This window comes from Paenibacillus sp. FW101-FHT12H11 (genome assembly GCF_058790355.1).
Genome location: NZ_JBYTCO010000008.1, coordinates 260,638 through 286,674, shown reverse-complemented (window position 1 = coordinate 286,674; position 26,037 = coordinate 260,638). Strand labels below are relative to the sequence as shown.

Below are 26,037 nucleotides of genomic sequence, written 5' to 3'. Positions count from 1 at the left end.
CCGACTTAGCCACTCCAGTCATTGGATTGGCTTTTTTGCATCAAGTCGCGCTGGCAATTTGCGTGATTTTGCAATAAAATAGGTTGGTGAAGGAATGGAGGAATGGTTTTGAGCCAACGCTATCGAATTACAAGAGCTTTGCAAGTCAATGACAACTCGGAAGCTGTCATCACATTGGAAGAATGCAAACAGTATTTTGCATCCCAATCTGATTTTTCCTATACATCTGTGTTTACGATAACCGGTACAACCACGATGTCCATCGAGGGTGATTTCTTCATGTGGAGTTATGGCGACAGCAAGATTCCCTTCCGGCATTATCAGGGGGATGTTTACGTGTCAGGCACGAATGAAGCCGTGATTCCAAGGATGATGGAAGTTGCGAGCGATTTAAGGGCGGACATCGTAGGCGAATAATTTTGTCCTATTTTCGAAATTTCAAAAAACTTGTTTACGTTGCAATCGATATCTGATAATATTATCGCAACATTCAAATGCGACGAAGAGAAGAGTAAATAAATGAAATCTTTCACAGAGAGCTCCGCTAGCTGAAAAGGAGTAAAGAATTCTTTATTGAAAAAAGGCTCAGAGCAGCGCATCGGAACCGGGGAAGAAGGGGATGGTGTGCCAGGAGCTCCTGTTACAGAGCTAAAGTATCCGCATTACACCGTAATGCCGTACTTGAAGAGGCTAATATGGCGACATATTGGCGAATCTGGGGTGGTACCACGAGGAATCCAAATCTCGTCCCTGAGGCTGTATGAGTCTTGGGGGTGGGATTTTTTTGCTTTTATAAAAGAAATGCAGGTTACGCGCTGATTAGGTACACCAATTCAGACTTATTGAATAGTTTATCATACCATTTTGAAAGGATTTGAATATCACATGTCGGAAAAATTAAAAGTGGGTATTGTCGGAGGAACAGGAATGGTTGGCCAGCGTTTTGTTGAATTGCTGGATCAACACCCTTGGTTTAAAGTAACTGCAATCGCAGCTAGCAGCAGCTCTGCGGGTAAAACATATGAAGAATCCGTGCAAGGCAGATGGAAACTGGCTACACCTATCCCTGAAGGCGTGAAACAAATTGTTGTTCAAGATGCCTCGAAAGTTGAAGAAGTCGCTTCTCAAGTTGATTTCATCTTCTGTGCCGTCGATATGAAAAAGAATGAGATTCAAGCGTTGGAAGAAGCTTATGCCAAAACGGGCACGCCAGTTATTTCCAATAACTCGGCTCACCGCTGGACGCCTGATATCCCGATGGTGATCCCGGAAGTGAATCCAGGGCATATTGAAGTGATCGCGGCACAAAGAAAACGTCTCGGAACTTCAACCGGCTTTATTGCCGTTAAGCCTAACTGCTCCATTCAGAGTTACGTGCCGGCGCTTCATGCTTTGTTGGATTTCAAACCAACCCAAGTTGTGGCATCGACTTACCAAGCTATTTCCGGAGCGGGCAAAAACTTTACTGATTGGCCTGAAATGCTGGACAATGTCATTCCTTATATTGGCGGCGAGGAAGAAAAAAGCGAGCAAGAGCCGCTGCGCATCTGGGGCAGCATCGAAAACAATGCCATCGTTAAAGCGAGCTCCCCTTTGATTACAACCCAATGTATCCGCGTTCCTGTAACAGATGGACATTTGGCGACCGTATTTGCATCGTTCGAGAAAAAACCGTCCAAAGAAGAAATTCTTGCTCGTTGGCTGCAGTTCAAAGGCCGTCCGCAAGAGCTTGAGCTGCCAAGCGCACCGAAGCAGTTCATCACTTACTTCGAAGAAGAGAACAGACCGCAGACGAAACTTGACCGTGACATCGAGCGCGGTATGGGCGTTTCCGTAGGTCGACTGCGGGAGGATTCCATCTACGATTACAAATTCGTAGGATTGTCGCATAATACATTGCGCGGAGCGGCAGGCGGCGCTGTTCTGATCGCTGAACTGCTGAAAGCAGAAGGCTACATTCAAGCGAAATAAAAATGAAAAATAAAACAGCAAGCCTTCCTATTGAGGGGCTTGCTGTTTTTACTTTCTAAACATTTTAAAACCGTGAATCAATAGGAAATGCCGAATTTCTCGTCCAAGTCTCGCGAAATTTGCACGAGATCCCTCCAAATATGGTGACAGGACACATGGATGTTAGTCAGTTCTGTCCAGCCTTTATCTATTTCAACAATCATTTGTTCAATATCTTGATTTGTAATTTTTCTTTGTTCTGTATTGGTTCGCATCGGAAGCCCTCCATGACAACGTTTCATATCATATATTTTCGTCATGCTGATCCCATATGAGGGCGTGCATGCAGAGTTTGCAAATTCCTCGTGATAACAGCCGTTCCCCGGGGCACATCTCCCAACATAAGATTACTTAGGAGTGTGATCCCTTGTGACTATGAATAGACGTATACCCTCGTTTCATTTCGCCTATGTTACGAATTTCAACGACAATACCATCTCGGTAATTGATACCCGAAACCGAAAGGTCAAGGCAACGATTAAGACGGGAAGAGGTCCTTTTGAGATCGCAGTCACCCCCGATGGGAAACATGCGGTTGTCATCAATAAAACGGATAATACCGCTCAAGTCATCCAGCGAAGTACGAATAAAATTATTAGCACGATCCCAGTCGGAAAAAGTCCATCGGATGTAGGAACATCGCCTAAGTACGTGTATGTTACGAACGCAGCCGATAATACCGTGTCAGTTCTATGTATAAAGAAGAGAAAGGTCATTCAAACGCTAAAGGTAGGTAAGAGACCGGTAGGCGTAACTGTCACACCTCAGAAGGTAGGACAAAGTACTTTAGGTTTCGTAAGCAATCACGACAGCAATACGATTTCTATTTTTAATGCGAAATGTAATAAAATCATAGACACCATTCCAGCTGGAGTGGGTCCGGATCAAATTGCGTTTACCCAAAACAGCAGATTGGCTTATGTGACCACGAATAACAACGTTTTGGCCATTGGTACTAGAAGCAGAAGGATTCTTAAGAAAATTAAAGTCGGCTCAACACCTGTGGGAGTTGCGGTAACGCCAAACGATCGATTTGCTTATGTCGGTAATGAAGGAGATAACACGGTTTCCGTCATTATGCTTAAAAGAAATAAAGTGATAGCTACCGTTCCGGTAGGCAAGAAACCCGGCATAGTAGCTATCACGCAAAACGGCAAATTTGCCTATGTGGCTAATTTTGGAGAAAATACCGTCTCTATTATAAGAGTCCGGGATAATAAGGTCATAGACACCATAAAAGTAGGAAATGCTGCCTCGGGACTAGCCATTATCCCACTTTGATAAAGGAATTAGAACATTCTTCTAGCCGTGGCAAAACGTTTTTTCCATTTATCAGTAAAGTCTTCATAATGTACGCCTTGTTCTTTGGAATAAGTATGAAGAATCCGCCCGTCTCCTGCATAGATGCCAACATGCCCGATATCGAGCCCGCGTGCGTCAAAAAATAGCACATCACCTTTGCGGAGCTCATCTAGAGGGACTTCCGTTCCTTTCAATGCTTGGTTGTAGGAGACTCGCGGGAGATCGATTGACAAGGCTTGCTTGAACACATATTGAACGAATGAGGAGCAGTCGAATGTCTTGGTTTGACCGGATTCCGCCCCGAATTCATAAGGCGTTCCGAGAAATTTAGCTCCGAAAGCGAGCAAATCATCGGCTTTTTTATCCGCTGAAGCGACGTTGGCGTAATCCGTATACTGGGAGTCTGCAGAAAGGAAACCAATGGTTTTGTCCTTCGTCTGCACCTCCAACCAGTTGGCGTCCACTTCCCGGATGACATGAATGTTCTCGGTTTTCGGAATCATTCGAAGAACTTGAGCGCTCGTATTTGGAGCTTCCCGCAAATTGACGCCATATTCAATCTTGGTTTCATACTCATTCGCCGAGGAAATCGTAATCGATCGCGAATATTCATGCCATTTCACGAGATTGCCCAGCGTCTCGCTTATTAAACGAAGCGGAATCATCGTCGATCCGTCAATAATTTTACCCGCGATCGGCATATCCAGCTGGTCTTTATTTTTATAAGCCGTCATGTCGCCAATGCGGTATGTAAAAACGATATCATTTTTCGTAGCGGTAACTGTTCGAGTGTTGTCATCCCAAGCAACTTTTGCGCCTTCAGCCTCAAAAATTGCACGAAGTGGAACAAGACTGTAGCCCTCTTCGATAACAGGCGGCGTTTCAAAGCTCAATGGATGGCCATCGAGATAGACGGGAAGAGACGTATTTGTATCTGCATGAGCATTTGCTGCCGGGAGCATGCCCGTGAGCAGAAGCATCAACGCGGCACCTGTTTGCAAGCCATTTTTTATCTTCATATCCTAATACTCCTTAGCTGACTTTAGTAATGTTTAGACGCAGAAGAAAGCCTGTTTGTTGCTCTAAAATTTGTGGTAAATTAAGGATGTTGACTAAGGAGTCAGAAAAAACTGGGGGGATGGATGTGCAAGAGGAGTTTTCAAGAGCAAACAAGAAGGCTTGGGAAACGAAAGCGTATCAGGCTTGGGTGCAACATTTTGGGACACCGGCTGAACTTGCCGAAGAATTGAAACAGGAGCACAAACATCATCTGCGATACTGGTTAAAATACATAGGAGATCCAAATGGGAAGCGAATGATTAATCTTCTTGGTTCGCACGGGAGGAAAGCAATCTCTTTCGCAATGTTAGGCGCGGATGTAACCGTCGTAGACATCTCTGAAGAAAATCGCTTGTACGCCAAGCAAGTTGCCGATGCCGTCGGTGTGAAGCTCGACTATATTTGCTCGGATGTCTTGCAAATTCCGAATGAAGAGTCGCTTGGCCAGTTTGACATCGTGCTGATGGAGTTTGGCGTTTTGCATTACTTCACTGATCTTAACGCTATCTTTGAGGTGGTCCGTCGCAGGCTTGGGAACAAGGGCCGGTTGCTGTTGACCGACTTTCATCCTTTTGCACGAGCTTGGCTGAACACGGTTAATCTGACTCAACCAAGCGGCAATTATTTTGAAAAGGAGACCAGAGAAGGGGAAGTAGCGTTTGCTAAACTGCTGCCTGAGGAAGAACGCTCCGGATTGGAGAAGGTTCTCGTGCGAAGCTGGACACTTGGCGAGATTATCACGGCCATTGCGGCTTCCGGTCTCGTGATACGCGCATTGGAAGAGATTCCAAGTCCTTCAGACGCTAGGTTTCCTGAGTTTTATACGTTAGTGGCTGATAAGGTGGAGTTGGAATAGAAATAAATATGCCTTTGATGTGTCTGTACCGCTTAGCCATCATTATCGTTGTAGTGATCGATAAGCATACGCTGCATATCTGGGGGCGACACGCCGGCACTGTCTTGTATGATGATCTTCAACTTGTCCCAGCACGTCAGATTGATACTATCTTTTGGACGCAAGCGATTGAGGCGCAAGATCTTGGAGCCTATGAGGCAGACCATATTCTGCTGAGTGTGCCCAAAGATGAGATCTCGCAGGCGACGTGGCATCGGATGAGCCGATCTCAAGTATGGCAAGAACTGAAAGCTGTGAAAACGAAGCAAATACACGCGATTGCGGGTTATACCGGCTTACAAGCGCCGTGGAATGAGTATAATGCGTTTTGTCATGACCGGTTTCTTGATTACCTGTCTAAGTTATTGGACAATAAGCTTAACTTAACCTAGAAGAAAACCTGACGGATAACGTTCCGTTAGGTTTTTTTCGTTTTTTCGTTTCATATGCAGTGCATAACCAATATGCTTCAAGCAACTTCATAGTTCGGTTCAGCGGCCTTTTTTCGCGTAAATCCAAGCTTCTTCAGCTTTTTTTTGAACACATAGGAAACAGGTTGTCTGAAATGCATAGTGTGGCATGCCATCCTCAAGCATAATAGTCAGTAGTCATGGAAGACATGTGAGAGCACTGCGAAAGAGGGGCGGAGAATCTGATGAAGGAAGTAGGCCAATGGTCAGTCAAAACAGCGCGAACCATCATGAGGAGTACAAATGAAAGCGGCTATCACCCGGAACTTGAGCAAAGATGGATGTATGTGAATGGAATGACATTAAAAGCGTTGCTTCACGTTGGGGAACTGACGGGGGAGGACATTTACATCGAATATGCCATGAAACATATGGACTTGTTCGTTCAAGAGGAAGGTACAATCCGTACCTATACATTGGAAGATTACAATTTGGATCAAATTAACCAAGGCAAGGTGCTTTTTTCACTTTGGAAAAAGACGTCTGACGCGAAATACGCACAAGCGGCATCAGAACTCGTGCTTCAGATAAAAGGGCATCCGCGAACGAGCGAAGGCGGATTGTGGCATAAAAAGATTTACCCGTTCCAAATGTGGTTGGACGGCTTATATATGGCAACCCCGTTCCTGGCCGAGTATGCCAAGGTCTTCGATGCGCCGGAGCTGTTCGATGAAGCTGCGAAACAGCTGCTTCTGGTCGAGCGGCATACCCGCGATCGTCAGACAGGTTTGCTGCACCATGGCTGGGATGAAAGCGGAGAGCAGCGGTGGTGCGACTCCTCGACAGGGAAATCGCGACATTTCTGGAGTAGAGGCATGGGCTGGTACGCAATGGCCATCGTGGATGCGTTGGAGCATTTTCCGAAGAATCACCCGCAGCGAGGAACGATTATGGGCGTTTTCGAACGGATGATGCATGCGCTTGCGCGTGTTCAAGATCCGAATACAGGCTTATGGTATCAGGTTTTGGATAGAGGCGGTGAGGGAACCAACTATTTGGAAGCATCAGGGAGCAGTATGTTTGTCTATGCGGCTGCCAAAGGTGTGCGTTTGAAGTACCTTTCCGGTCCTTTCAAGGAAGTAGCCCAGAGGGGTTACCAAGGTCTATTGAATGAGCTTATCGATGAAGACGCTCAAGGCGTTCATGTTCATGGCATATGCCATGGAGCGGGGCTTGGCGGTAATCCTTATCGGGATGGAAGCTTTGAGTACTATTTAGGAGAAAAGGTTGTAAGTGATGTCTTGATGGGTATGGCGCCTTTTGTGCTGGCCAGTGTGGAAATCGAACGTTTACAGGGGGGTGACCTGAAATGAGCGTAAGTGAAAGCAAAGTCAGGCCGGTATGGGTCGCCGATTTGGGAAATGGCACCTATCGCAATCCGGTTCTATGCGCGGATTATTCCGACCCTGATGTGATCCGGGTCGGCGAAGATTTCTATATGACGGCTTCCAGCTTCGTCAGCACCCCGGGCCTGCCGATTCTCCATTCCAAGGATTTGGTGAATTGGACGTTAATTGGCCATGCCATTGATCAACTCCCTGGCGGCTATGATGATAGCGTGCGGCATGGGGACGGCGTTTGGGCGCCTGCGATTCGTTATCATGACGGGAAGTACTGGATTTATTTCAGCGCCCCGGATGAGGGCATCTATATGACAACGGCCGAGCATCCCGCGGGTCCATGGACACCGCTTCACATGGTGAAGGAAGTGAAGGGATGGATTGATCCTTGCCCTTTCTGGGATGAAGACGGGCAAGCTTATTTGGTGCATGCCTTCGCCAGAAGCCGCTGCGGCATCAAGAGCAAGCTGCAAATATGCCGAATGTCGCCGGATGGCATGGCGCTGCTGGATGACGGCATGATCATTTTCGATGGGACAGACCATCATCCGACGATTGAGGGGCCTAAGCTGTACAAGCGTGGCGGCTATTACTATGTGTTTGCTCCAGCCGGAGGGGTGGCTGTAGGTTGGCAAACCGTGCTTCGTGCTGAAAACATCTGGGGACCGTATGAGGATAAAATTGTACTTCATCAAGGCGATTCCCCCATTAATGGACCGCATCAAGGCGGTTATGTGGAGTTGGAATCGGGTGAGTTTTGGTTTATGCATTTCCAAGACCGCGAGGCTTATGGCCGGATTATCCACCTCCAGCCCATGAGCTGGGAGAACGATTGGCCGATCATCGGTCTTGATACGAACGGTGACGGCATCGGCGAGCCTGCTCTTGTCCATAAGAAGCCTGATGTAGGACGCGAATGGCCTTGTGCGGTACCCGAAACTAGCGATGAATTCGATCAGTCGGGTCTAGGCTTGCAGTGGCAATGGCAGGCTAACCATCGTCCGCAGTGGTACTCGCTCACCGCGAACCCCGGACATCTGCGGTTATACGCGCAGCCACTGCCCGCTGGCGCATCAACCTTGTACAATGCGATGAACATCCTTTGCCAAAAGCTCCCTGCCCCGGAATTTACGGCAACGGTGAAGTTAACGTTTACACCAAGCTCCAGCTCTTGCACTTGTTCCGGCTCTTGCTCTAGTTTCGACTCCGACTCGCTGGAAGAGCTGGCCGGCTTGACGGTTTTCGGATTCGAGTATCGTTATATCGCGTTAAAGTGGGCAGGGGAAGGACTTGAAATCGTCTTCGTTGAAGGAAAGGGCAGCAAGGAGAAATCATGCGAACAAGTAACGGCACGTGTGCCTGTCGCTGAATTAGCACGAACGATTTATTTCCGAACAGTAGCCGTAGAGGAAGCTGTATTCAGCTTTTATTATAGTTTAGATGGCGTAGCTTACCACCGGATTGGGGACGAGTTTGCAGCGGTTCCTGGCGGATGGGTTGGCGCTAAGCTAGGGCTGTTCTGTTTGCAAGACAAGCAGGCGGACGCTTGGGCAAGTCAAGGTTTCGTGGATATCGATTGGTTCCGATTCAACGATGAGAAAGAAGGGGCTTCCGTATGACAAGAGCACATGTAGAGCGCAGCGAGGCACAAAACGCATGGACCATGCCAGAAGTGCAGCTGCCGGAAATACCTGATCGCTTATTCAGGATAACGGAGTTTGGCGCTGTCGGTGATGGACATACCGACAACACGCAGGCATTCCAGCAAGCCATACGGGCTTGCTCCGAAGCTGGCGGCGGGAGAGTAGTCATCCCGGCCGGTTTATGGTTAACAGGCCCGCTTAAGCTGGCAAGCCGATTAGAGCTGCATACTGAAGCAGGCGCCTTGGTCATGTTCACGAAGGATTTTGCGCAGTATCCGCTCGTCATGTCCAGCTTTGAAGGCATTCCCTCGGTTCGCTGTCAATCGCCGCTAGACGCTGAAGGACTGGAGCATATAGCCATAACAGGCGAAGGGATTTTTGATGGAAATGGAGAAGCTTGGCGGCCGGTCAAACGCTGGAAAATGACGGCGCTGCAGTGGGACAGCTTGGTGCAATCCGGCGGAGTCACGGATGCGGAAGGCGAGTTCTGGTGGCCGTCGGTTGCTGCTATGAACGGAAGAGCACAGACAGAGAAGCTCGTTCAGGATGGTATCCATGATCCGTCCGCCTATGAGATTTATCGCGAATATCTCAGACCGAACTTATTAAGCTTTCGACGATGCAAGCATATTTTGCTGGACGGTCCTACGTTCCAAAACTCGGCTGCATGGTGCTTGCACCCATGGGCTTCCGAGCATGTTACTATTCGCAATGTCACGGTCAGGAATCCATGGTTTGCCCAGAACGGAGACGGCTTGGACTTGGATTCTTGCCGGTATGCGAACATCGAAAACTGTAAGTTTGACGTGGGAGACGACGCGATCTGCATGAAGTCGGGCAAGGATGAAGCGGGACGCAAGTTAGGAATTCCTTGCGAATACGTCACGATTCGCAACTGCATGGTCTATCACGGGCATGGTGGTTTTGTCATCGGCAGCGAGATGTCCGGCGGGGTTCGGCGGATTCGTGTGTCCGACTGCACGTTCATCGGTACCGATATCGGTCTGCGGTTCAAAAGCGCCCGCGGACGCGGAGGCGTTGTCGAAGAGATCGATATCAGCCGTATCCGGATGACCAATATTGCCGGGGAAGCAATCTCATTCCATCTGTTTTATGCGGGAGTGGAAGGCTCAGGCAGCGCGCAGGAAGACGTTTTTCCCGTTACGGAAGGCACGCCGGTTTTTCGCAAAATTACGATTGCGGATGTTACCTGCACAGGGGCTCAAACGGCGCTCATTGTGAACGGGCTTCCCGAAATGCCGTTGGAAGATGTGCGAGTCAGCAACTTTCAGGCGACTGCGGAGCGGGGAGTTATTGCACATTACGCCAAAGATATCGTGATAGAATGTTTACAATTGCAAACGAATAAAGGATCTGTGATCAAGCTGCATCAATGCCAGAATGTGGAGCTTAAGCGGCTTGAGAAATCACATGCAACATCAGGTGAAGGGATGTTGGTTGTAACGGGAGCAGACACTAAGAACATCCGTTATGATGAAACGGAGTAGCTGAAGGCATATCCACTTTTGCACTGCTGCGTATATGCAGCAGATAACTTGTATGCTTCAAACAACTTCCTCTCAAGCTATAGAGGATCCAGGTTTAGAAAACCCCTTATTCTGTAAGGGGTTTTTCGTCATACAGGCCAAAAGTTATCTAAACTGCATAGTTTGAAGCTGCATAGTCTGGTAATGTAAGCGATATCATAAAGCTTATCTCGCTTGATGGGTCTGTATGAATATGTAATACTAGTAACATTACCTGTTGGGAGGTTGTATGGATCTTGCATAAATATTTGCTTCGACTCCTGGGGTTTAGTCTGATCCTTGGTGCACTTCCTACTGTTTTTATCGGCATCGCTTCTTACTATTTAGCTACGAAAGATGTTGAAGCGAAAGTCAATGAAGCGAATATGCAATTGCTTCTGCAAACACAATTGCGCGTGGAGCAGACCGTCAAATCACTCGAAGTAACCACCTTGCAATTTATTAATTCGGCGCTGGTCAAAGAAGTGATGAACGAGTCTCTGACAGGTGAAGATTTTATCCGTGTACGTGAAGTCATGACGGGGCTGTATAATTTGCAAGCAAAAGCAGTCATTACGGAAGCTTATCTTGTGAATTTTGAGAAGGGTTGGGCCGTAACTTTAAATAACTTGAAGCAAATAGATCAACTCGAGAATAAAAATGAACTGCTGCTGTATGCCAAGCAGTCCGAGAGTTTATTTTGGAATACACATTTGGTGAATCAAGTACAGACTCCTCGCAGTGAAGGCGAAGATGACAGCCAGTCAGCGAGCTCGAGTTCTACAAATACGCTTAGTCTCATTTATAAAATTCCCATTGTTCCCAAGACGAACACACCCAGAGGCATGCTAGTCGTCCAAGTTTCTGCTGATGAGATACGTGGCGGACTTCATTCAAACAATCAATTGGGAACGAATTACGTGCTCGATCAGAAGGGAAACGCTTTTTTATCCAATCCTGAGGATCAAGACGCTTATCGGGAAATTAACAGGACGATTACGGATAAAATTAGCGACGCTACGGACAAAAGAGGTTTTTTTAAGGCGAAAATCGGAAATAAACAGGTTGGGGTCACTTATCTGACTTCGGGGTATAACGCTTGGACTTTCGTATCGGTCGTTTCCATTTCCGAAATGACGAAGGCCAGCAAAAAGATTGGCTTGCTGACGGCAGCAGCCTGCGCGCTAATCCTGCTTATTGTTTTGGCCTTTGCCTTTTACGGAAGCAAAAGGATGTATTCCCCAATCCGCAATCTACTAGAGGTGACAAGCTCATACGAAGTGGAGCCGTCAGTGATTTGCCAGACAGGCCGAAGAGATGAATTGACTTACATCCAAGAAAAATTCCAGTCGCTTGCGGTATCGCGAGGACGATTGGAGAAGCAGATGCAGGGGCAGTCGGTGCATTTGAAGGAGTTTTTCGTACTAAAGCTGTTCACAGGCCAAATATCCGATGAGGATTTCCAACATCGTTCGCACATGTACGGTTTTCCCACAGAATGGAACTCCCTCGGCGTATTGACCTTGCAAGTCGATCAGCTGCAGGAGACACGCTATCAAGAGCAGGATCGCGAGCTGCTGTTGTTCGCTATTAACAATATCGTTGGCGAGCTGCTGCCTGTCCAAACGAGGTTCAGTCCGATCCTGATGGGCGAATCGCAGGTCACCTTGCTGGCACTGGATACCGTAGACCCGCAGGAGCTGAAGCACTTGTTCTACCAAACAGCGGAGCTGATTAAGTCCAATCTGGCCAAATATCTCCAACTCCAGGTCAGCATTGGCATCAGCAAGCCGTATCATAAGCTATCTGAGACTGTTAAAGCTTACGGCGAAAGTCTTGCAGCCTTGAAATGCCGCATAAGTCTGGGGCCGGACATCATCATTCATTTTGAAGATATTGAAAGCAGCGAGCGAGCGGAGTCGGCGGTATATTCGCATCTGAAGCTTATGGAAGATCAACTGCTGCAAGCGCTCAAGGATGTACAGCTCGATCAAGCGATGGAAGTGTTTCAAACCTATTTATCCACGCTGCTGAATAAAGAAGGATTTGTTCATGAACATCACATTCTTCTCTTGCAGCTGATGTCACGTATATTGACTGTCGTTCAGGATCAAGGAATTTCAGTTAAAAAAGTGCTGGAAGGCGACTCCGCTGTGGAACGTCTGCTAAAGCTCCAAACAAGAGATGAAATCGCTATTTGGTTCAAAACGAGGCTGTTTGCGCCCATTATCGTTATTTTATCGGAGAAAGCAGACTCACAGTATTTGAACATTGCCGATCGCTTGGTTCGAATCATTCATGATCAGTACGATCAAGATATAACGCTAGAGTCCTGCGCAGCGCTGCTGAATTTCCATCCTGTTTATTTAAGCCGTGTTTTCAAAAGAGAAATGGGGATTCCTTTCAGCGATTATTTATCGGACTATCGAATGAACATGGCCAAAGTGATGCTGGAGACGACCACGTTAAAAATTTCAGAAATTGGTGAGAAACTGCAATATAAAAATATCAGCGCCTTCATTCGCAATTTCCGCAAAACATTCGGCACGACACCGGGCAGCTACCGGGAGTTGTTTGAAAGCAATAAATAAAAAAGAGCTGTTTCCTTCCGTGATGAAGATCACCCGAGGAAATAGCTCTTTTTTAAGTTTTCTGTGGCATACGCCGGGTTATGCAAGAGGTATGCTTGCAGCGGATGATGCTGAGGAGAGAGGCTTTTTATGGACGGAGTACACAAGTTATCTGCTAGGTATATCTATCTATGTGCCCATGGTTAATAATCAGGGCATAACGGTTTCGAGCTGGAAGGAGAAGAGAGCATGAAGGAGACGGCGATAGAAACAACTGCGCCTGCAGCCCCTGGGCAAAATCTTCGAAAAAGTGAATGGGTTAGAGACGTAATCAGAGATAAATGGCTCTATTATATGCTATTGCCCGGTGTTGCTTACTTTTTAATATTCAAGTATGTCCCCATGTACGGCATCATTATGGCTTTTCAGGATTACAAGCCTCATCTAGGTTATGCGCATAGCCCGTGGGTCGGGCTGAAACATTTTCAACGCTTTTTTAGCGAACCACAGTTTTGGATGTTATTTCGGAATACGGTGTTATTAGCGATTTACAATTTGGTATTTTTCTTCCCTCTACCCATTGTTTTAGCCTTGATGTTAAATGAGGTTAGAAAAGAACGTTTCAAACGTTTCGTGCAGACGTTTGTGTACATTCCCCATTTTGTTTCATGGGTTGTTGTCGTGGGGATATTTTACATGCTGCTTACGACTGAAAACGGAATTCTGAATGAACTCTTATTCCATTTAACGGGTAAAAAAATTGCCTTCCTGATGGAGCCGGAGTGGTTTAGAACGATGATCGTTTCTCAGTCCATTTGGAAAGAAGTCGGTTGGGGCACGATTATTTTCCTGGCGGCGCTATCAGGCGTTGATATGCAGCTGTACGAAGCAGCAAGAATGGACGGCGCAGGACGTTGGCGCCAACTCTGGCATATCACACTGCCCGCTATCTCCAGTACGATCGTTATTTTGCTTATTTTAAGGCTAGGCAACTTCTTGGACGCCGGTTTTGAGCACATCTTCCTTATGTTAGCGCCAACGAATCGGGAAGTTGGAGAAGTTTTCGATACTTATGTGTATATGAAGGGGCTAAGTCAAGGCCAGTATAGCTATAGTGCGGCGGTAGGCCTGTTCAAATCATTGGTCGGACTCATCCTTGTACTAGGCTCCAATTGGATGGCCAAAAAATTCGGTCAAGAGGGCGTTTATTAACGCCGCTTGAGAGGGAGGCTGCACAATATGCAGTACGATAAAACGCTTGGAAATCGCATTTTTAGCTTCGTAAATACCAGCTTGCTGCTCATTATCGCCATAATTTGCGTACTGCCATTTGTTTACGTCCTGGCGGTATCCTTCACAAGCCCAACAGAGGTTGCTAAGGGCGGGTTGATTTTATTTCCAAAAGAGTGGTCTCTATCTGCGTACAAATACATCTTTTCCACGGATACATTGCTCCGCAGTCTCGGAGTTTCGATCTATATTACGGTAGTGGGCACGATAATCAATCTTGTTTTTACCGCATTAATGGCCTATCCACTGGCTAAAAACAAGCTAAGAGGACGCCAAACGATCCTCCTTGCGGTGCTATTTACGATGCTGTTCAGCGGGGGGATGATTCCTACCTATTTCGTCGTCAAAGGCCTGCACCTTACGAATACATTGTGGTCTTTAATGATTCCAAGCGCCATAAGCGCCTTTAACCTGATCGTGCTCAAAAACTTTTTTCAGCAAATTCCCGACGGGCTGGAAGATTCGGCCAAAATAGATGGATGTAACGATATGGGTGTATTATTTCGCATCGTGTTACCGCTATCGATGCCGGCTATGGCAACGTTCGCTCTCTTTTATTCCGTGACGCATTGGAATCAGTTTTTTAACGCAATTCTGTATATCAATGATAACGGTAAATGGCCGATTCAAGTGCTATTGCGAGAAATCATCATGTTGGCGCAAAGCCGGATTGGCGACGCAGGGTTTGATGAAGCCGAGATTCAACCGCTGACCATTCGCATGGCTGTAATCGTCTTTGCCACGCTTCCGATTTTGTTGGTGTATCCATTCCTGCAAAAGCATTTTACGAAAGGCGTCTTGCTTGGCTCTGTCAAAGGGTAGGCGATCAGCTATTTACGCTCTGCCCGTTTCTTTTTAAGGAGATAGGCGGAGATCAAAAATAGAGTATAATAAGGGATAACGAAAGGGGTAAGCTCGATGAAAAGAAATCAAGTGGCTCTGATGTTGGGAACGGTAATTATGTTATCTGCGGTGCTGACTGCGTGCGGCGCTGATTCCGGCTCAGATGCAAGCAAGAACGGGACGCAAAGATCAGCTGCAGCGGAGGATAAGACACCGTTTCCACTCACGTTGGTTGTGAATCAGGTTGGCGAAGTCCCCGCGAAGGACAATGAGATTGAGAAGGCGATCAAAGCCTACACGAATACGAATTTACAAATTCAATGGATACCGGCTTCTGCCTACGATGAGAAGGTTAATGTCATGATCGCTTCCGGCGAGCTTCCTAAACTGATTAAGCTGAACTATAGTAATCCAAGCATGATCAGTTCCTTGAAGTCAGATCTGTTCTGGGAAGTTGGTCCGTATCTTAAAGATTACAAAAACCTTCAGGCACAGAACAAGCTTTTTTATGACAATATCGCCGTCGATGGTAAAATATATGGCGTTCCCCTATACCGCGATCTGGGACGCGCTGTGATTCATTATCGGAAGGACTGGTTTGATGCGCTGAACCTGCAGTCCCCGAAAACATTAGATGATTGGTACAATGTTATTAAAGCGCTTACGTTGAATGATCCGGATAAAAACGGGAAAAACGACACTTACGGCTTGATGCTTGAGAAGAAGTACAACCAGGATGTCAGCTCAACCTTGACACGCATATCGGTTTCACAAGGCGGGCCGTCCAAATGGCTGGAAGAGAAAGGCGTTTTCACACCGGAGTTTGTGACCCAGCCTTTCTTCGACACGATGAAATTATTTAAACGCTTGTATGATGAAAAGCTGATCAATCAGGATTTCCCTGTCGTGGACACGACGGAAGTGGACAAAGCGTACGAATCCGGGCGTGCAGGCATTCGGATATCCGGTGGCAATGCGCAAAGCTGGCAGGATAAAATCGTGAAGGTCGTTCCGAGCGCCGTCATTGACGCTGCTGCTGTGGAAGGACCGAGCGGCCGCCGAGTGCCAGGGGAAAGCGGTAATGCCGGTTTCTTGGCGATCCCCAAATCTTCTGTGAAAACAGAAGCGGAGTTCAAGAAGGTGCTCGCTTTCGTTGATAAGCTGCTGGATCCGCAAATGGCGAATCTGATCGTGAAAGGTGTGGAAGGCAAGCACTATGCGGATAAAGGCGAGTTTACAGAACCGCTTGATCGCGATGCTGATTTGAAAGAAGTGAAGCCATATCGGGATACATTGCCGCAACGGGGAGAGAGCTACAATGTTGCCAAAGCCATGAAACAGCCGGATCTGTTCCGCAAGAGCCAGAAGATCGGCCAGTCGAATGAACAGTTTATCGTGCCGAATCCGGCGCTGACACTGAATTCGGCGACGTTCTCGGAGCGTGGCAAAGAATTGGAGCAGATGATAACGGACGCTGAAACCAAATTCATCATGGGCAAGATCGATGAAGCAGGTTGGAAGGCGGAAATCGAGAAGTGGAAGACGGCTGGCGGCAGCAAAATGATTCAAGAGTACCAAGAATCATATGCTCAGAGCCAGAAGAAATAGGAGATTTGCTTCGCCAATTTCGGCGGAACAGTCGATTTGGCGGTTGGAAGGGAACTACGATACGCTATTTGCCATAGAATAGGCCAGTCGGCAGATGGAGGGGAACTACGGTCCGCTATTTCTGCATATGATGCTCAAATACAGCATCCTGTGGGTATATAAGTCCCTGTAGTTCCGCTCACAGCCAGAAATCAGCCTGTTTCGCTGAAATAGCGCCCTGTAGCTCCCCTTCGCACACGGATGCCTGTCAACAATGAGATAAGAAGTGGAAATGGGGGCGGCAGCATAAGGATCCGCACAGTGGGTAGAACGTAACTGGGGAAGTGGATACCATACCCGCACGCCAGCAACAAAAAAAGGCAGTTCCCAAAAGTAGATGCTTCTACTTAGGGAACTGCCTTTTCTTATAACTTAACGACTAAGTGCGTTCTGCCCGCCTCAGGCGTAAGCACGATGCCGTTAGCGGAATCGATCCACTCCGCCCCGTCTACGCCGGCGACTTCATGAATGCCGCGCAGCACGATCGTGTACGGCTTCGTTGCCCCTTGCATGAAGAAGCTCACTTCTTCATCTCGGCGAACAGCCTTTACAGTCACTTCCAGCTCGCCTTGCAAGCTGTACAAATTCGCTGCAGCGCTGGCGCCATCCTGCAGTTCAAACAAATGCAGGGATACGCCATCCGCGTAGTTGTAGTCGGGCTTCTGATCGTTCGCTCCGATCGCGAGTAGCGAATTCGGCTTAATTAGCAATGGCAGCGTCATGTAACCATGGGTTTCTTCGTGCCATTTCCCGCCTTCAACGACTTGCCCGCTAAAGAAGTCGGTCCAGCGGCCTTCCGGCACGTAATACATCACTTGCCCGCGATCATTAAAGATTGGGGCCACGAGCAGATTGTCGCCTAACATGTACTGCGTATCCAAATGATGGGTGGAAGGGTCCGCAGCATAATCGAGCACCATGGCGCGCATCATCGGAATCCCCATCTCGGTCGATTGGATGGCACTTTCAAAGAGATAAGGCATCAACGTGCTTTTGAGCTTCGTAAAATGCCGGAGAACATCGACGGCTTCTTCGTCAAACAGCCACGGTACGCGGTAAGACTCGTTGCCGTGCAGTCGGCTGTGGGAAGACAGCAGGCCGAAGGCGACCCAGCGCTTATAGATATCAGGCGGCGCTGTTTTCTCAAAGCCGCTGATGTCGTGGCTCCAGAAGCCAAAGCCGGATAAGCCGAGCGACAGGCCTCCGCGCAGCGACTCCGCCATGGAGTCATAATTGGCCGAGCAGTCGCCGCCCCAGTGCACAGGGAATTGCTGGCCGCCTGCTGTGGCGGAGCGGGCAAAAAGCATCGCTTCATTTTTACCAAGCTTTTCTTCCAACACCTCAAAGACAGCCTTGTTGTACAGGAAGGTGTAATAGTTATGCATTTTCAGCGGATCAGACCCGTCATGGTACTTCACATCCGTAGGGATGCGCTCGCCAAAGTCCGTTTTGAAGCAGTCCACACCCATATCAATCAGCCGTCTCAAATGCCCCTTGTACCACTCCGTCGCTGCCGGGTTCGTGAAATCGACCAGCCCCATGCCAGCCTGCCAGAGATCCCACTGCCACACGTCATCCTCTAAGGTTTTGACCAAATAGCCATTCTCCATGCCTTCTTTGAACAGCGGAGATTTCTGGCCGATATATGAGTTGATCCATACACAAATTTTGAGGCCTTTGTCCTTCAGCCGTTTCAGCATGCCTACCGGATCGGGGAACATATCGGCATCCCACTCGAAGTTGGTCCATTGATATTCTTTCATCCAGAAGCAGTCAAAATGGAAAACATGCAGCGGAAGGTCGCGTGCGATCATCCCGTCAATGAAGCTGTTCACAGTGGCTTCGTCGTAATTCGTTGTGAAGGACGTGGTTAACCACAAACCGAACGACCAAGCTGGCGGCAGGGCGGGTTTTCCAGTCAACTTCGTGTAATTGTTCAGAACGTCTTTCAACGTTTGGCCGCCGATGATGAAATACTCGATGTTTTCGCCAGGTACGCTGAATTGGACTTTGGAGACGACCTCGGAACCAACTTCGAACGAGACATGCTCTGGATGATTGACGAACACGCCGTACCCCTTACTCGATAAATAAAAAGGAACATTTTTGTACGCTTGCTCGCTGCTTGTGCCGCCATCTTCGTTCCAAATGTCAACCGCTTGCCCATTTTTCACGAAGGGGGTGAAGCGTTCCCCAAGGCCGTAAATGTGCTCACCGACGCCAAGGTCTAGTTGTTCGCGGAAGTAAACATCTTTGTTATCTGTTGTAATATGTCCCGTGCCTTTGCTATTGGAGCCGGTCAAACGCTTCTCTTCGTAAAAGAACTCCGTTCCCCAAGTCTCTTGTTTATTTAATTTGACACTTAGATTGCCGGATTTAAGCGTCACCTGGTGGCCGCTTTCATCTATAGTGACAGGCGTCAACGGATTCTCGAACAATTCAAAAGCTGGTCCCTTTGTTTGCTTGCCTGCATGATGCGTCCAACGTACCCGGATGACATCAGGGATTGGCGAACTAATTTCACAAGTCAGCAGCGCGCCGTTTAAGGTATCACCCTTTCGCTGAATCCTTCGCGCAGCGGCATAAACCGTAAGACTGCTGCCGTTTTGTTCCACTTCGCGGACATCGACAGGGTTCAAAACTGTGTATCCTTCTTTTGCCATCCAATAGCCATTCGAAAATTTCATTGCCATCAGCCCTTCGTTGTAATTTAATATAAGTATATTGATTTATAAATCGCTTTCCTTTCTTTATATTGCTGGAATGTATCAGTATTTTGACATAGGGCTTGATTTTGTGAAGGAGGAACGAAAGCTATGCAGCAGGCGCATTTAAAAGAAGACCGCGTTCACGGCGACCCGCTATATCCCATTCGTGTATATGAAATTTGCTGTCAGCCGGGGGAAGAACTGCTGGATCTTCATTGGCATGATGAGTTGGAATTTCTCATGCTGACGAAGGGAAAAGCCACTTTTCGCGTTTCTATGGATGATTATGAACTGGAGGCGGGTGAAGCGATTTTCGTGAATGGCGGTCAACTTCACTCGGGTTATATCACCTCAGAAGAGGAGTGCTGCTTCACAGCCGTGGTGTTTCACCCCGATATTGTAGGAAACGGGCGGTTTGATCTTGTTGGCGAGAAATATATCACACCGCTTATCCAACAGAAATATGTCATTCCTGCCCATATCTCACGTCAAACAGCAGGCGAAGTAGAGCTGCTAGAACTGCTGCTGCAAGTGTTTGATTTGAACATTAATGAATTACCGTTATATGAATTGACGACAAAAGGATTGCTGCAATTAATAATTTCGAAGCTAATGATGTTGGGAGGGCCATCTTATCGCGAGCTTCCCCCTGCGGTTAGCCCGACGCATATTGACCGGTTAAAACTCATTATCGAATACATTCAAATGAATTACAGCGGGCCCATTCGCTTGGAAGAGTTAGCAGCGCTCGTTTCCTTCAGCGAGTCTTATTTCTGCCGATATTTTAAAAATTTTACCGGAAAAAGCCCGCTGGAGTACTTAAATCAGGTACGGGCACAGCGAGCGGCTTACCTGTTGAAGGATACGGATAAGAAGATTACGGAAATTTCGCTGGATGTGGGGTTTAATACGCTAAGTTATTTTATTGGTGTGTTCAAAGCGCATTTTGGTTGCACGCCATCCGAATACCGCAGAAAAGCCCATGCATAAGGAATGGAAACAGAATCAGGGGTGAAGTCATGTGTTTGCTAAGCTAAGAGATTATATGAAGTCATGGATGTACGATTATTTAACTTTAAAAAAACGGATATTTATCATCTTTCTCTGCAGTACGCTGATACCGTTTATTTGTATCGTTCTCATCTCTTATTATACGATTTACTCGATCCTGACGAATAAAATTCAGAACGGGATACAGAGCAATCTGAAGCAAGTCGAACTCTCTCTGGAGAGTACGATCAGCAATTTAAATCACGTTTCTCAGCAGCTTGCTTTTGCAGGGAGCGTAGGAAAAAAGCTGGATCAGATGTTATCGCTTCCGCCTAGCCAGACCTATGAACGATCACAAATGATCAGCAATTTAAGAGATGAATTAAGTTTAGTTACCTTTACGAATCCAAATATCGGTCTAACCTTGTATTATTTTCAAAAGGACAATACCTATGATCTTGAAAATGTAGGGGTCAAAGATAATTTTTCTCCTGAAAAGCTGCCGTTGCTGGCGGAATATTCAGGAATTTCGTATTATGGCCCTCATATCAGCAACAACCGGTTCGATAACAACTTTGTTTTTTCGGCACTGAGGAAGGTGGATTTGCCCATGCGCGATGACGTGTATGTCTACATTGAATCAGGGTTCCATCTGACGCAAAACATTCTGAACAATGATCAATTCGGCGGTGGGAATTATCATATTTTTCTCGACAATAATGGTCGAATCGCCTATACGGAGCTGCCCAATTCGTTCGTGAAAGATACGATATTTCCGAATTTCTCCAGTGAGAGTACGCACGGCAAGCAGAATGAATTTATTTGGTTTCGGCAGGCCAGCAATCAAGGGTGGAGTATCGTATCCGTCATTCCGAAAGCTGATTACAATAAGGAAATGAATCGGTGGTTTCTGCAAATTTTAATGTTTGCGCTTATTTTTCTAGGGATTAGCCTGCTGATGGCATGGCTTTTATGGAAAATGGTCTATGTTCCTTTGAATGGATTTAATCGAGAAATCAAGCTGATGGCGCAAAATCGCGCGCAAACGCTTAACGTAAAAACCAAAATACCGGAGTTTGACTTCCTTTTGAACCAATTTAGACAGATGAGGGAGCAGATTTGGGAGTTGTTCGCCGAGGTTGAGCATAAGGAGAAGCGGCGGGTGGATCTTGAAGTTGAGAAGCTGCTGTATCAAATAAACCCTCATTTTCTGATGAATACGCTCGATACGGTGCACTGGTTAGCCCTTATGAATGGTCAAAATGAGATCGATCGCCTTGTTTCTTCCCTTAATAAGCTGCTGCATTACAATTTAGGCAAGCTGGGAACGGCTTCCACGATTAATGAAGAAATTGAGGCCTTGAAACAATATTTGACACTGCAGCAAATCCGTTATGACTTTAAGTTTGATGTCCAAATGCACGTTGATGAAGACGTTTGGAGCATGCCGGTGCCACGGTTTATCCTCCAACCGCTGGTGGAAAACTCTCTTTATCATGGGCTCAGCGACGACGGGTATATCCGGGTAGATGTGAATCTAACGAATGCCATTCTGATCTCTATTCAGGATAACGGTTCAGGGATGTCGGAAGAAACGATTCAAAACCTCCTGCATAATCCGGAAATCGAGAACAAAAAAGTCGGCATGGGGATTGGGCTGAATTATGTGAAGCGGATGCTCGAATCGCAGTATGGCGATAAGGCGGAGCTGCGTATACAGAGTGTAATCGGCAAAGGGACAACGATATTTGTAACGATACCTATTAGGGAGGGGAACCGCCGTCATGATTAAAGTGATGATTGTCGATGATGATAAGTTGGTGCGTAAAGGGCTGATTTCTGCCATGCCTTGGAGCGAGTTTGATATGGAGGTTGTTGGAGAAGCAAGCAACGGCGAGAAGGCGTTGGAATTCATGGCGGACCATGCCGTCGATTTACTGCTCACGGATTTAGCGATGCCCGTCATGTCGGGGATTGAGCTATTGAAGATTGTGCGCAAGCAATATCCGGCTATGTATACGGTTGTGCTCACTTTCCACCAGGATTTTGAGTATATCCAAGAGGCGCTGAGGCTTGGCGCTATTGATTATATTGCCAAGGTGCAGCTGGAAAAGGAGCGCTTTGAAGAAGTGTTGGGGAGAATTCATAAACGGATTCTGGAGGAACCAAAGCCTGCTCCACAAACACCGGATGTCTTCTATGAAGGGGCTGTCTCGCAAGACGAAACCGTTCTGGCAGTGGACAAGACTGTGCCGGATCTAGATCAAGTGAAGGAACAATGGTCGGGTCACGAATGGATTCATCAAGATACGTTATTCGCTGCTCAGGTCAAACAGTTGAAGCATTTGCGTTTGCCGCAAACCAAGCTAATCGGGCTTTTATATACGTTAACGGATAAATGGAATCTATTATTTCACCCTGTTCATATGGCGAAAATTGCGCTGCCGGACGCTTTTGAGAACTGGCCGGAAGTAGAAGCGTGGTTAACCGATACGCGTGACATGATCCGCAAGTCGATGGACAAACCAGCCTTCTCGCAAGAGGTCGTCGAATGCGTGATGAAAGCTGTTCACATCGTCAGCGAAGAGATGCAGGAGCAGATTACTGCGGCAATCATTGCGAAGCGGGTGAATATGAGCAGAAGCTACTTCAGCCAGTGTTTTAAGGAAATTATCGGCATTAATTTTAGCGAGTTTTTGCGCAATAACCGAATCGACAAGGCGAAGGAGTATTTACTTTATACGAATAAGACGATTTTATGGATTGCTGAGCATGTAGGTTATATGGATGAGAAGTATTTTAGCCGCAGCTTCCGGGAGCAAACCGGATTATTGCCAAGCGAGTATCGGCTAAAGCATGCAGCAGGTAGAGAAATGTCCGAAAGTTAGGGGGTCAAATGCCGGAAATGCCGATGATGGGATGCGAATGCCAGCAAAATCTCGGTCAATTACCCATCTAAGGTGTAACCGTTTTCCCTCCTTGCAGGGGCATAATTCGTGTTATTTTTATCGTGTAGACAAAATAGATAAACGAAAGAAGGGGATTTATATGAGCAAGCCTAAAAAAAGCATGCTGCTTTTACTCGCAGGAATGCTAGTTGTCTTATCCGCCTGTTCGGAAGCGAATACGGCTAAGGAATCACCTAAAGCTTCAACAGCGGCTACACAAACTGCGGGTGCGCAAACAGCAGCGGCAGGCCCTTTCACCAAATCAGAGAAACCGATCACGATTAAAATCGGGAAAGATGTTGACGCAGCGGACAAAAGCTTGCCTGCCGGAGATTCGCCGGAAAGCAACCAGTATACCCGCTACATTAAAGACAATTTGAATATTGATACCAAAATTGTTTGGCAAGCGGCGAGCGGGAAAGATTACGATCAAAAAGTTAACCTATCTATTGCCAGCAATGATTTGCCTGACGCTCTTGTTGTGAAAGATACGCAGTTCAGACAAATGGTGAAAAGCGGCCAGCTCGCAGATCTGACAGAGGTTTATAACAAATATGCCTCACCGGCGCTCAAAAGCATCATCGATAGTACAAAAGGTCTTGCGCTTAAATCAGTTACCGTAGATGGAAAAATGTATGCCCTTCCGAACGTAACAACGGAATCCGACATGGTTCATATGATGTGGATTCGCAAGGATTGGCTGGATAAATTAGGCCTGCAACCGCCTAAAACGATGGATGAACTGGAGAAAGTAGCCAAAGCCTTTGTCGAGCAAGATCCAGACGGAAACGGCAAAGCGGATACGATCGGGATTTCAGGGCCTCAATTGGGCGGCTTGCTGAATGCAGATTTTATCAATCCTAACAATAATAACTATGGTTTCGATCCGATTTTCGCTTCCTACCATTCTTATCCAGGATTTTGGATAAAAGGCGCTGACGGTAAAACCACGTACGGTTCCCTTCAACCAGAAACGAAGCAAGCGCTCTCTAAGCTGCGTGATCTGTATGCCAAAGGCTTGATTGACAAGGAAATGACCATTCGTAAGGATGCGCAAGAGTTGATCAAAAATGGAACTTCCGGTATTTACTTCGGTCTATGGTGGGCTGGCGGATATGGTCCATTAGCGGATGCCATCAAAAATAACCCGAAAGCGAACTGGCAGGCTTATGCGGCGCCTCTGGATGTAAATGGCGAATTTACGCCGCACATGGGGAACCCGACGAATCAGTATCTCGTTGTTCGGAAAGGGTATGAGCACCCAGAAGCTGCTATTCAAATGGAAAACTTGTTGCTGCGTGACGAATCCAAATTCGATGTGAAAGTAGCCATTGGCAACTATCCATTACGTATCGTATATGCTCCAATGGATGAGATGGACGTTACGTACAAAATGATGAAAGAAGTGCTTGCCGGTACCAAAAAACCGGAGGATTTGGATCTCCCAGGATACAAATTGCTGAAATCCGATGCGGAAAAAGTGAAAAAAGTGAAGTTGGAGCCTTACGACAAATACGATATTCAGTATTGGGATCCGAATGCGGATTTAGGAACATGGAAACGGATGTATTCAACACTTGTAGGGATCTCCGCGCTCCAACTGCCGTATAAGAAAACCTACAGCGTAACGTACTCCCAGACGAAAACAATGGAAAGCCGATGGGCTGCGCTGGATAAATTGGAAAAAGAAACGTTCCTGAAAATTATTATGGGCGCTGCGCCGTTGGAATCCTTCGACAAGTTCGTCGAGGACTGGAAAAAGCAAGGCGGAGATCAGATTATTAGTGAAATTGAAGCGAACTTGAAATAGTCGCAAGTCGCAAGGGCACACCAGGCGCCAGACTACTCTGGCGCCTTTCCCTTAACAACAAAGAATGGAAGTGATTGATAGGATGGTTACGAAGGGTTTTGCCAAACATTACTATCTCATGCTTCTTCCTGGCTTTATATGGTTGACGCTGTTTAGTATCGTGCCTATGTTCGGCATTGTTATTGCTTTTCAGGATTTTAACCCAGGTTTAGGCATTTTTCATTCCGAGTGGGTCGGGCTGGAAAATTTCAAGTACATGTTTTCGTTGAACGATAGTAAAACGGTGTTTTTCAATACCTTGTTCATTGCTGTTATGAAAATTATTGCGAATATGATTGTTCCACTGGTCTTCGCGTTATTGTTAAATGAATTGCGTATCGCGGTGTTGAAGAAATGGGTTCAGACGATTGTGTATTTACCGCACTTTTTATCTTGGGTTATTCTTTCCGGTATTTTGCTTGATATCTTGTCCTATAAAGGGCCAGTTAACGGGCTGCTGGGGTTCTTCGGTATCAGTCCTACGCTGTTTTTCGGCAAGGCGGAGCTGTTTCCTTTTATCATCGTTGGAAGTGATGTTTGGAAGGAATTCGGTTTTAACACCATTATCTTTTTGGCGGCTTTAACGGGGATTAATCCGGCGCTGTACGAAGCGGCTGCGATTGACGGCGCTACGCGCTGGCAGCGATTGCTTCACGTCACGCTTCCCGGCATGATGACAACGGTCATTTTACTTTCGGTGCTTAGCTTAGGGAATGTCTTAAATGCTGGTTTTGATCAAATTTTTAACTTGTACAATCCACTTGTATATTCAAGCGGAGATATTATTGACACTTGGGTCTATCGGACAGGACTATTGAATCTGCAGTATGGATTGGCTACGGCAATGGGGCTTTTGAAATCCATCATTAGTTTTGCGTTAATTACGACTTCCTATGTGCTAGCCGCTAAGTTTGCAAATTATCGTATTTTTTAATATAAAGGAGCAG

The 26,037-nt window shown here is 46.9% G+C and carries 20 protein-coding genes and 1 other annotated feature; of the genes, 17 read left to right on the top strand and 3 right to left on the bottom strand.

Annotated elements, in window-relative coordinates; translation table 11 throughout:
* Nucleotides 1-108 precede the first annotated feature (108 nt).
* Both AC3WTJ_RS25660 and asd read left to right on the top strand, forming a co-directional pair.
* The gene (locus AC3WTJ_RS25660; RefSeq protein ID WP_407868203.1) at nucleotides 109-417 is read left to right on the top strand and encodes a hypothetical protein; all 309 of its coding nucleotides are present in this window, start codon (nucleotides 109-111) and stop codon (nucleotides 415-417) included.
* A 73-nt stretch (nucleotides 418-490) separates the two neighbouring features.
* Nucleotides 491-755, top strand: a binding site (T-box leader).
* Nucleotides 756-885: 130 nt separating this feature from the next.
* Complete coding sequence (gene asd / locus AC3WTJ_RS25655) at nucleotides 886-1,971, top strand: aspartate-semialdehyde dehydrogenase (protein ID WP_315952685.1); 1,086 nt, start codon at nucleotides 886-888, stop codon at nucleotides 1,969-1,971.
* Nucleotides 1,972-2,048: 77 nt separating this feature from the next.
* On the opposite strand, the gene AC3WTJ_RS25650 is transcribed toward asd, so the two are convergent.
* The gene (locus AC3WTJ_RS25650; protein WP_492524231.1) at nucleotides 2,049-2,225 is read right to left on the bottom strand and encodes a hypothetical protein; all 177 of its coding nucleotides are present in this window, start codon (nucleotides 2,223-2,225) and stop codon (nucleotides 2,049-2,051) included.
* 160 nt (nucleotides 2,226-2,385) lie between these two features.
* Here AC3WTJ_RS25650 and AC3WTJ_RS25645 point away from each other — a divergent pair, with 160 nt between their 5' ends.
* Nucleotides 2,386-3,291, top strand: coding sequence for a YVTN family beta-propeller repeat protein (locus tag AC3WTJ_RS25645; RefSeq protein WP_492524311.1), 906 nt, complete (start codon nucleotides 2,386-2,388; stop codon nucleotides 3,289-3,291).
* Nucleotides 3,292-3,299: 8 nt separating this feature from the next.
* Here the strand turns inward: AC3WTJ_RS25645 and AC3WTJ_RS25640 are convergent, their stop codons facing one another.
* On the bottom strand, nucleotides 3,300-4,331 hold the full coding sequence (locus AC3WTJ_RS25640) for a stalk domain-containing protein (RefSeq protein ID WP_492524230.1): 1,032 nt from the start codon (nucleotides 4,329-4,331) through the stop codon (nucleotides 3,300-3,302).
* 125 nt (nucleotides 4,332-4,456) lie between these two features.
* On the opposite strand from AC3WTJ_RS25640, the gene AC3WTJ_RS25635 reads away from it, so the two are divergent.
* From AC3WTJ_RS25635 to AC3WTJ_RS25595, 9 genes are all read left to right on the top strand, one after another.
* Nucleotides 4,457-5,227, top strand: coding sequence for a class I SAM-dependent methyltransferase (locus tag AC3WTJ_RS25635; RefSeq protein ID WP_492524229.1), 771 nt, complete (start codon nucleotides 4,457-4,459; stop codon nucleotides 5,225-5,227).
* Between the two features lie 8 nt (nucleotides 5,228-5,235).
* Nucleotides 5,236-5,658, top strand: coding sequence for a hypothetical protein (locus AC3WTJ_RS25630; protein ID WP_492524228.1), 423 nt, complete (start codon nucleotides 5,236-5,238; stop codon nucleotides 5,656-5,658).
* 263 nt (nucleotides 5,659-5,921) lie between these two features.
* Entirely contained in the window at nucleotides 5,922-7,049 is a 1,128-nt protein-coding gene (locus tag AC3WTJ_RS25625; protein ID WP_492524227.1) for a glycoside hydrolase family 88/105 protein, read from the top strand.
* Entirely contained in the window at nucleotides 7,046-8,695 is a 1,650-nt protein-coding gene (locus tag AC3WTJ_RS25620) for a glycoside hydrolase family 43 protein (protein ID WP_492524226.1), read from the top strand. Before AC3WTJ_RS25625 ends, AC3WTJ_RS25620 begins: the two co-directional genes overlap by 4 nt.
* Nucleotides 8,692-10,227, top strand: a complete 1,536-nt coding sequence (locus AC3WTJ_RS25615) for a glycoside hydrolase family 28 protein (protein ID WP_492524225.1) — start codon at nucleotides 8,692-8,694, stop codon at nucleotides 10,225-10,227. Before AC3WTJ_RS25620 ends, AC3WTJ_RS25615 begins: the two co-directional genes overlap by 4 nt.
* 275 nt (nucleotides 10,228-10,502) lie before the next feature.
* On the top strand, nucleotides 10,503-12,836 hold the full coding sequence (locus AC3WTJ_RS25610) for a helix-turn-helix domain-containing protein (protein WP_492524224.1): 2,334 nt from the start codon (nucleotides 10,503-10,505) through the stop codon (nucleotides 12,834-12,836).
* 228 nt (nucleotides 12,837-13,064) lie between these two features.
* Entirely contained in the window at nucleotides 13,065-14,027 is a 963-nt protein-coding gene (locus AC3WTJ_RS25605) for an ABC transporter permease (RefSeq protein WP_492524223.1), read from the top strand.
* Nucleotides 14,028-14,054: 27 nt separating this feature from the next.
* Nucleotides 14,055-14,927: a carbohydrate ABC transporter permease gene (locus tag AC3WTJ_RS25600; protein WP_492524222.1), complete on the top strand. Its 873-nt coding sequence runs from the start codon at nucleotides 14,055-14,057 to the stop codon at nucleotides 14,925-14,927.
* 96 nt (nucleotides 14,928-15,023) lie between these two features.
* Complete coding sequence (locus AC3WTJ_RS25595) at nucleotides 15,024-16,556, top strand: extracellular solute-binding protein (RefSeq protein WP_492524221.1); 1,533 nt, start codon at nucleotides 15,024-15,026, stop codon at nucleotides 16,554-16,556.
* Nucleotides 16,557-16,960: 404 nt separating this feature from the next.
* On the opposite strand, the gene yicI is transcribed toward AC3WTJ_RS25595, so the two are convergent.
* Nucleotides 16,961-19,282 (bottom strand): alpha-xylosidase, encoded by a 2,322-nt coding sequence (gene yicI / locus AC3WTJ_RS25590; RefSeq protein WP_492524220.1) that lies wholly within the window; start codon nucleotides 19,280-19,282, stop codon nucleotides 16,961-16,963.
* A 129-nt stretch (nucleotides 19,283-19,411) separates the two neighbouring features.
* Here yicI and AC3WTJ_RS25585 point away from each other — a divergent pair, with 129 nt between their 5' ends.
* From AC3WTJ_RS25585 to AC3WTJ_RS25565, 5 genes are all read left to right on the top strand, one after another.
* Complete coding sequence (locus AC3WTJ_RS25585) at nucleotides 19,412-20,293, top strand: AraC family transcriptional regulator (protein WP_492524219.1); 882 nt, start codon at nucleotides 19,412-19,414, stop codon at nucleotides 20,291-20,293.
* 55 nt (nucleotides 20,294-20,348) lie between these two features.
* Complete coding sequence (locus AC3WTJ_RS25580) at nucleotides 20,349-22,085, top strand: sensor histidine kinase (protein ID WP_492524310.1); 1,737 nt, start codon at nucleotides 20,349-20,351, stop codon at nucleotides 22,083-22,085.
* Nucleotides 22,078-23,181 (top strand): response regulator transcription factor, encoded by a 1,104-nt coding sequence (locus AC3WTJ_RS25575; RefSeq protein WP_492524218.1) that lies wholly within the window; start codon nucleotides 22,078-22,080, stop codon nucleotides 23,179-23,181. Before AC3WTJ_RS25580 ends, AC3WTJ_RS25575 begins: the two co-directional genes overlap by 8 nt.
* 160 nt (nucleotides 23,182-23,341) lie before the next feature.
* The gene (locus AC3WTJ_RS25570; protein ID WP_492524217.1) at nucleotides 23,342-25,051 is read left to right on the top strand and encodes an extracellular solute-binding protein; all 1,710 of its coding nucleotides are present in this window, start codon (nucleotides 23,342-23,344) and stop codon (nucleotides 25,049-25,051) included.
* 82 nt (nucleotides 25,052-25,133) lie between these two features.
* The gene (locus AC3WTJ_RS25565) at nucleotides 25,134-26,024 is read left to right on the top strand and encodes an ABC transporter permease (protein ID WP_127450381.1); all 891 of its coding nucleotides are present in this window, start codon (nucleotides 25,134-25,136) and stop codon (nucleotides 26,022-26,024) included.
* Nucleotides 26,025-26,037 lie beyond the last annotated feature (13 nt).

Excerpts from the sequence above, each read along its gene's own strand:
- asd (WP_315952685.1), top strand. The coding sequence starts at position 886 with ATGTCGGAAAAATTAAAAGTGGGTATTGTCGGAGGAACAGGAATGGTT.
- AC3WTJ_RS25650 (WP_492524231.1), bottom strand. The coding sequence starts at position 2,225 with ATGCGAACCAATACAGAACAAAGAAAAATTACAAATCAAGATATTGAA.
- AC3WTJ_RS25645 (WP_492524311.1), top strand. The coding sequence starts at position 2,386 with ATGAATAGACGTATACCCTCGTTTCATTTCGCCTATGTTACGAATTTC.
- AC3WTJ_RS25640 (WP_492524230.1), bottom strand. The coding sequence starts at position 4,331 with ATGAAGATAAAAAATGGCTTGCAAACAGGTGCCGCGTTGATGCTTCTG.
- AC3WTJ_RS25630 (WP_492524228.1), top strand. The coding sequence starts at position 5,236 with ATGCCTTTGATGTGTCTGTACCGCTTAGCCATCATTATCGTTGTAGTG.
- AC3WTJ_RS25625 (WP_492524227.1), top strand. The coding sequence starts at position 5,922 with ATGAAGGAAGTAGGCCAATGGTCAGTCAAAACAGCGCGAACCATCATG.
- AC3WTJ_RS25620 (WP_492524226.1), top strand. The coding sequence starts at position 7,046 with ATGAGCGTAAGTGAAAGCAAAGTCAGGCCGGTATGGGTCGCCGATTTG.
- AC3WTJ_RS25615 (WP_492524225.1), top strand. The coding sequence starts at position 8,692 with ATGACAAGAGCACATGTAGAGCGCAGCGAGGCACAAAACGCATGGACC.
- AC3WTJ_RS25605 (WP_492524223.1), top strand. The coding sequence starts at position 13,065 with ATGAAGGAGACGGCGATAGAAACAACTGCGCCTGCAGCCCCTGGGCAA.
- AC3WTJ_RS25600 (WP_492524222.1), top strand. The coding sequence starts at position 14,055 with ATGCAGTACGATAAAACGCTTGGAAATCGCATTTTTAGCTTCGTAAAT.
- AC3WTJ_RS25595 (WP_492524221.1), top strand. The coding sequence starts at position 15,024 with ATGAAAAGAAATCAAGTGGCTCTGATGTTGGGAACGGTAATTATGTTA.
- yicI (WP_492524220.1), bottom strand. The coding sequence starts at position 19,282 with ATGAAATTTTCGAATGGCTATTGGATGGCAAAAGAAGGATACACAGTT.
- AC3WTJ_RS25585 (WP_492524219.1), top strand. The coding sequence starts at position 19,412 with ATGCAGCAGGCGCATTTAAAAGAAGACCGCGTTCACGGCGACCCGCTA.
- AC3WTJ_RS25580 (WP_492524310.1), top strand. The coding sequence starts at position 20,349 with ATGAAGTCATGGATGTACGATTATTTAACTTTAAAAAAACGGATATTT.
- AC3WTJ_RS25575 (WP_492524218.1), top strand. The coding sequence starts at position 22,078 with ATGATTAAAGTGATGATTGTCGATGATGATAAGTTGGTGCGTAAAGGG.
- AC3WTJ_RS25570 (WP_492524217.1), top strand. The coding sequence starts at position 23,342 with ATGAGCAAGCCTAAAAAAAGCATGCTGCTTTTACTCGCAGGAATGCTA.
- AC3WTJ_RS25565 (WP_127450381.1), top strand. The coding sequence starts at position 25,134 with ATGGTTACGAAGGGTTTTGCCAAACATTACTATCTCATGCTTCTTCCT.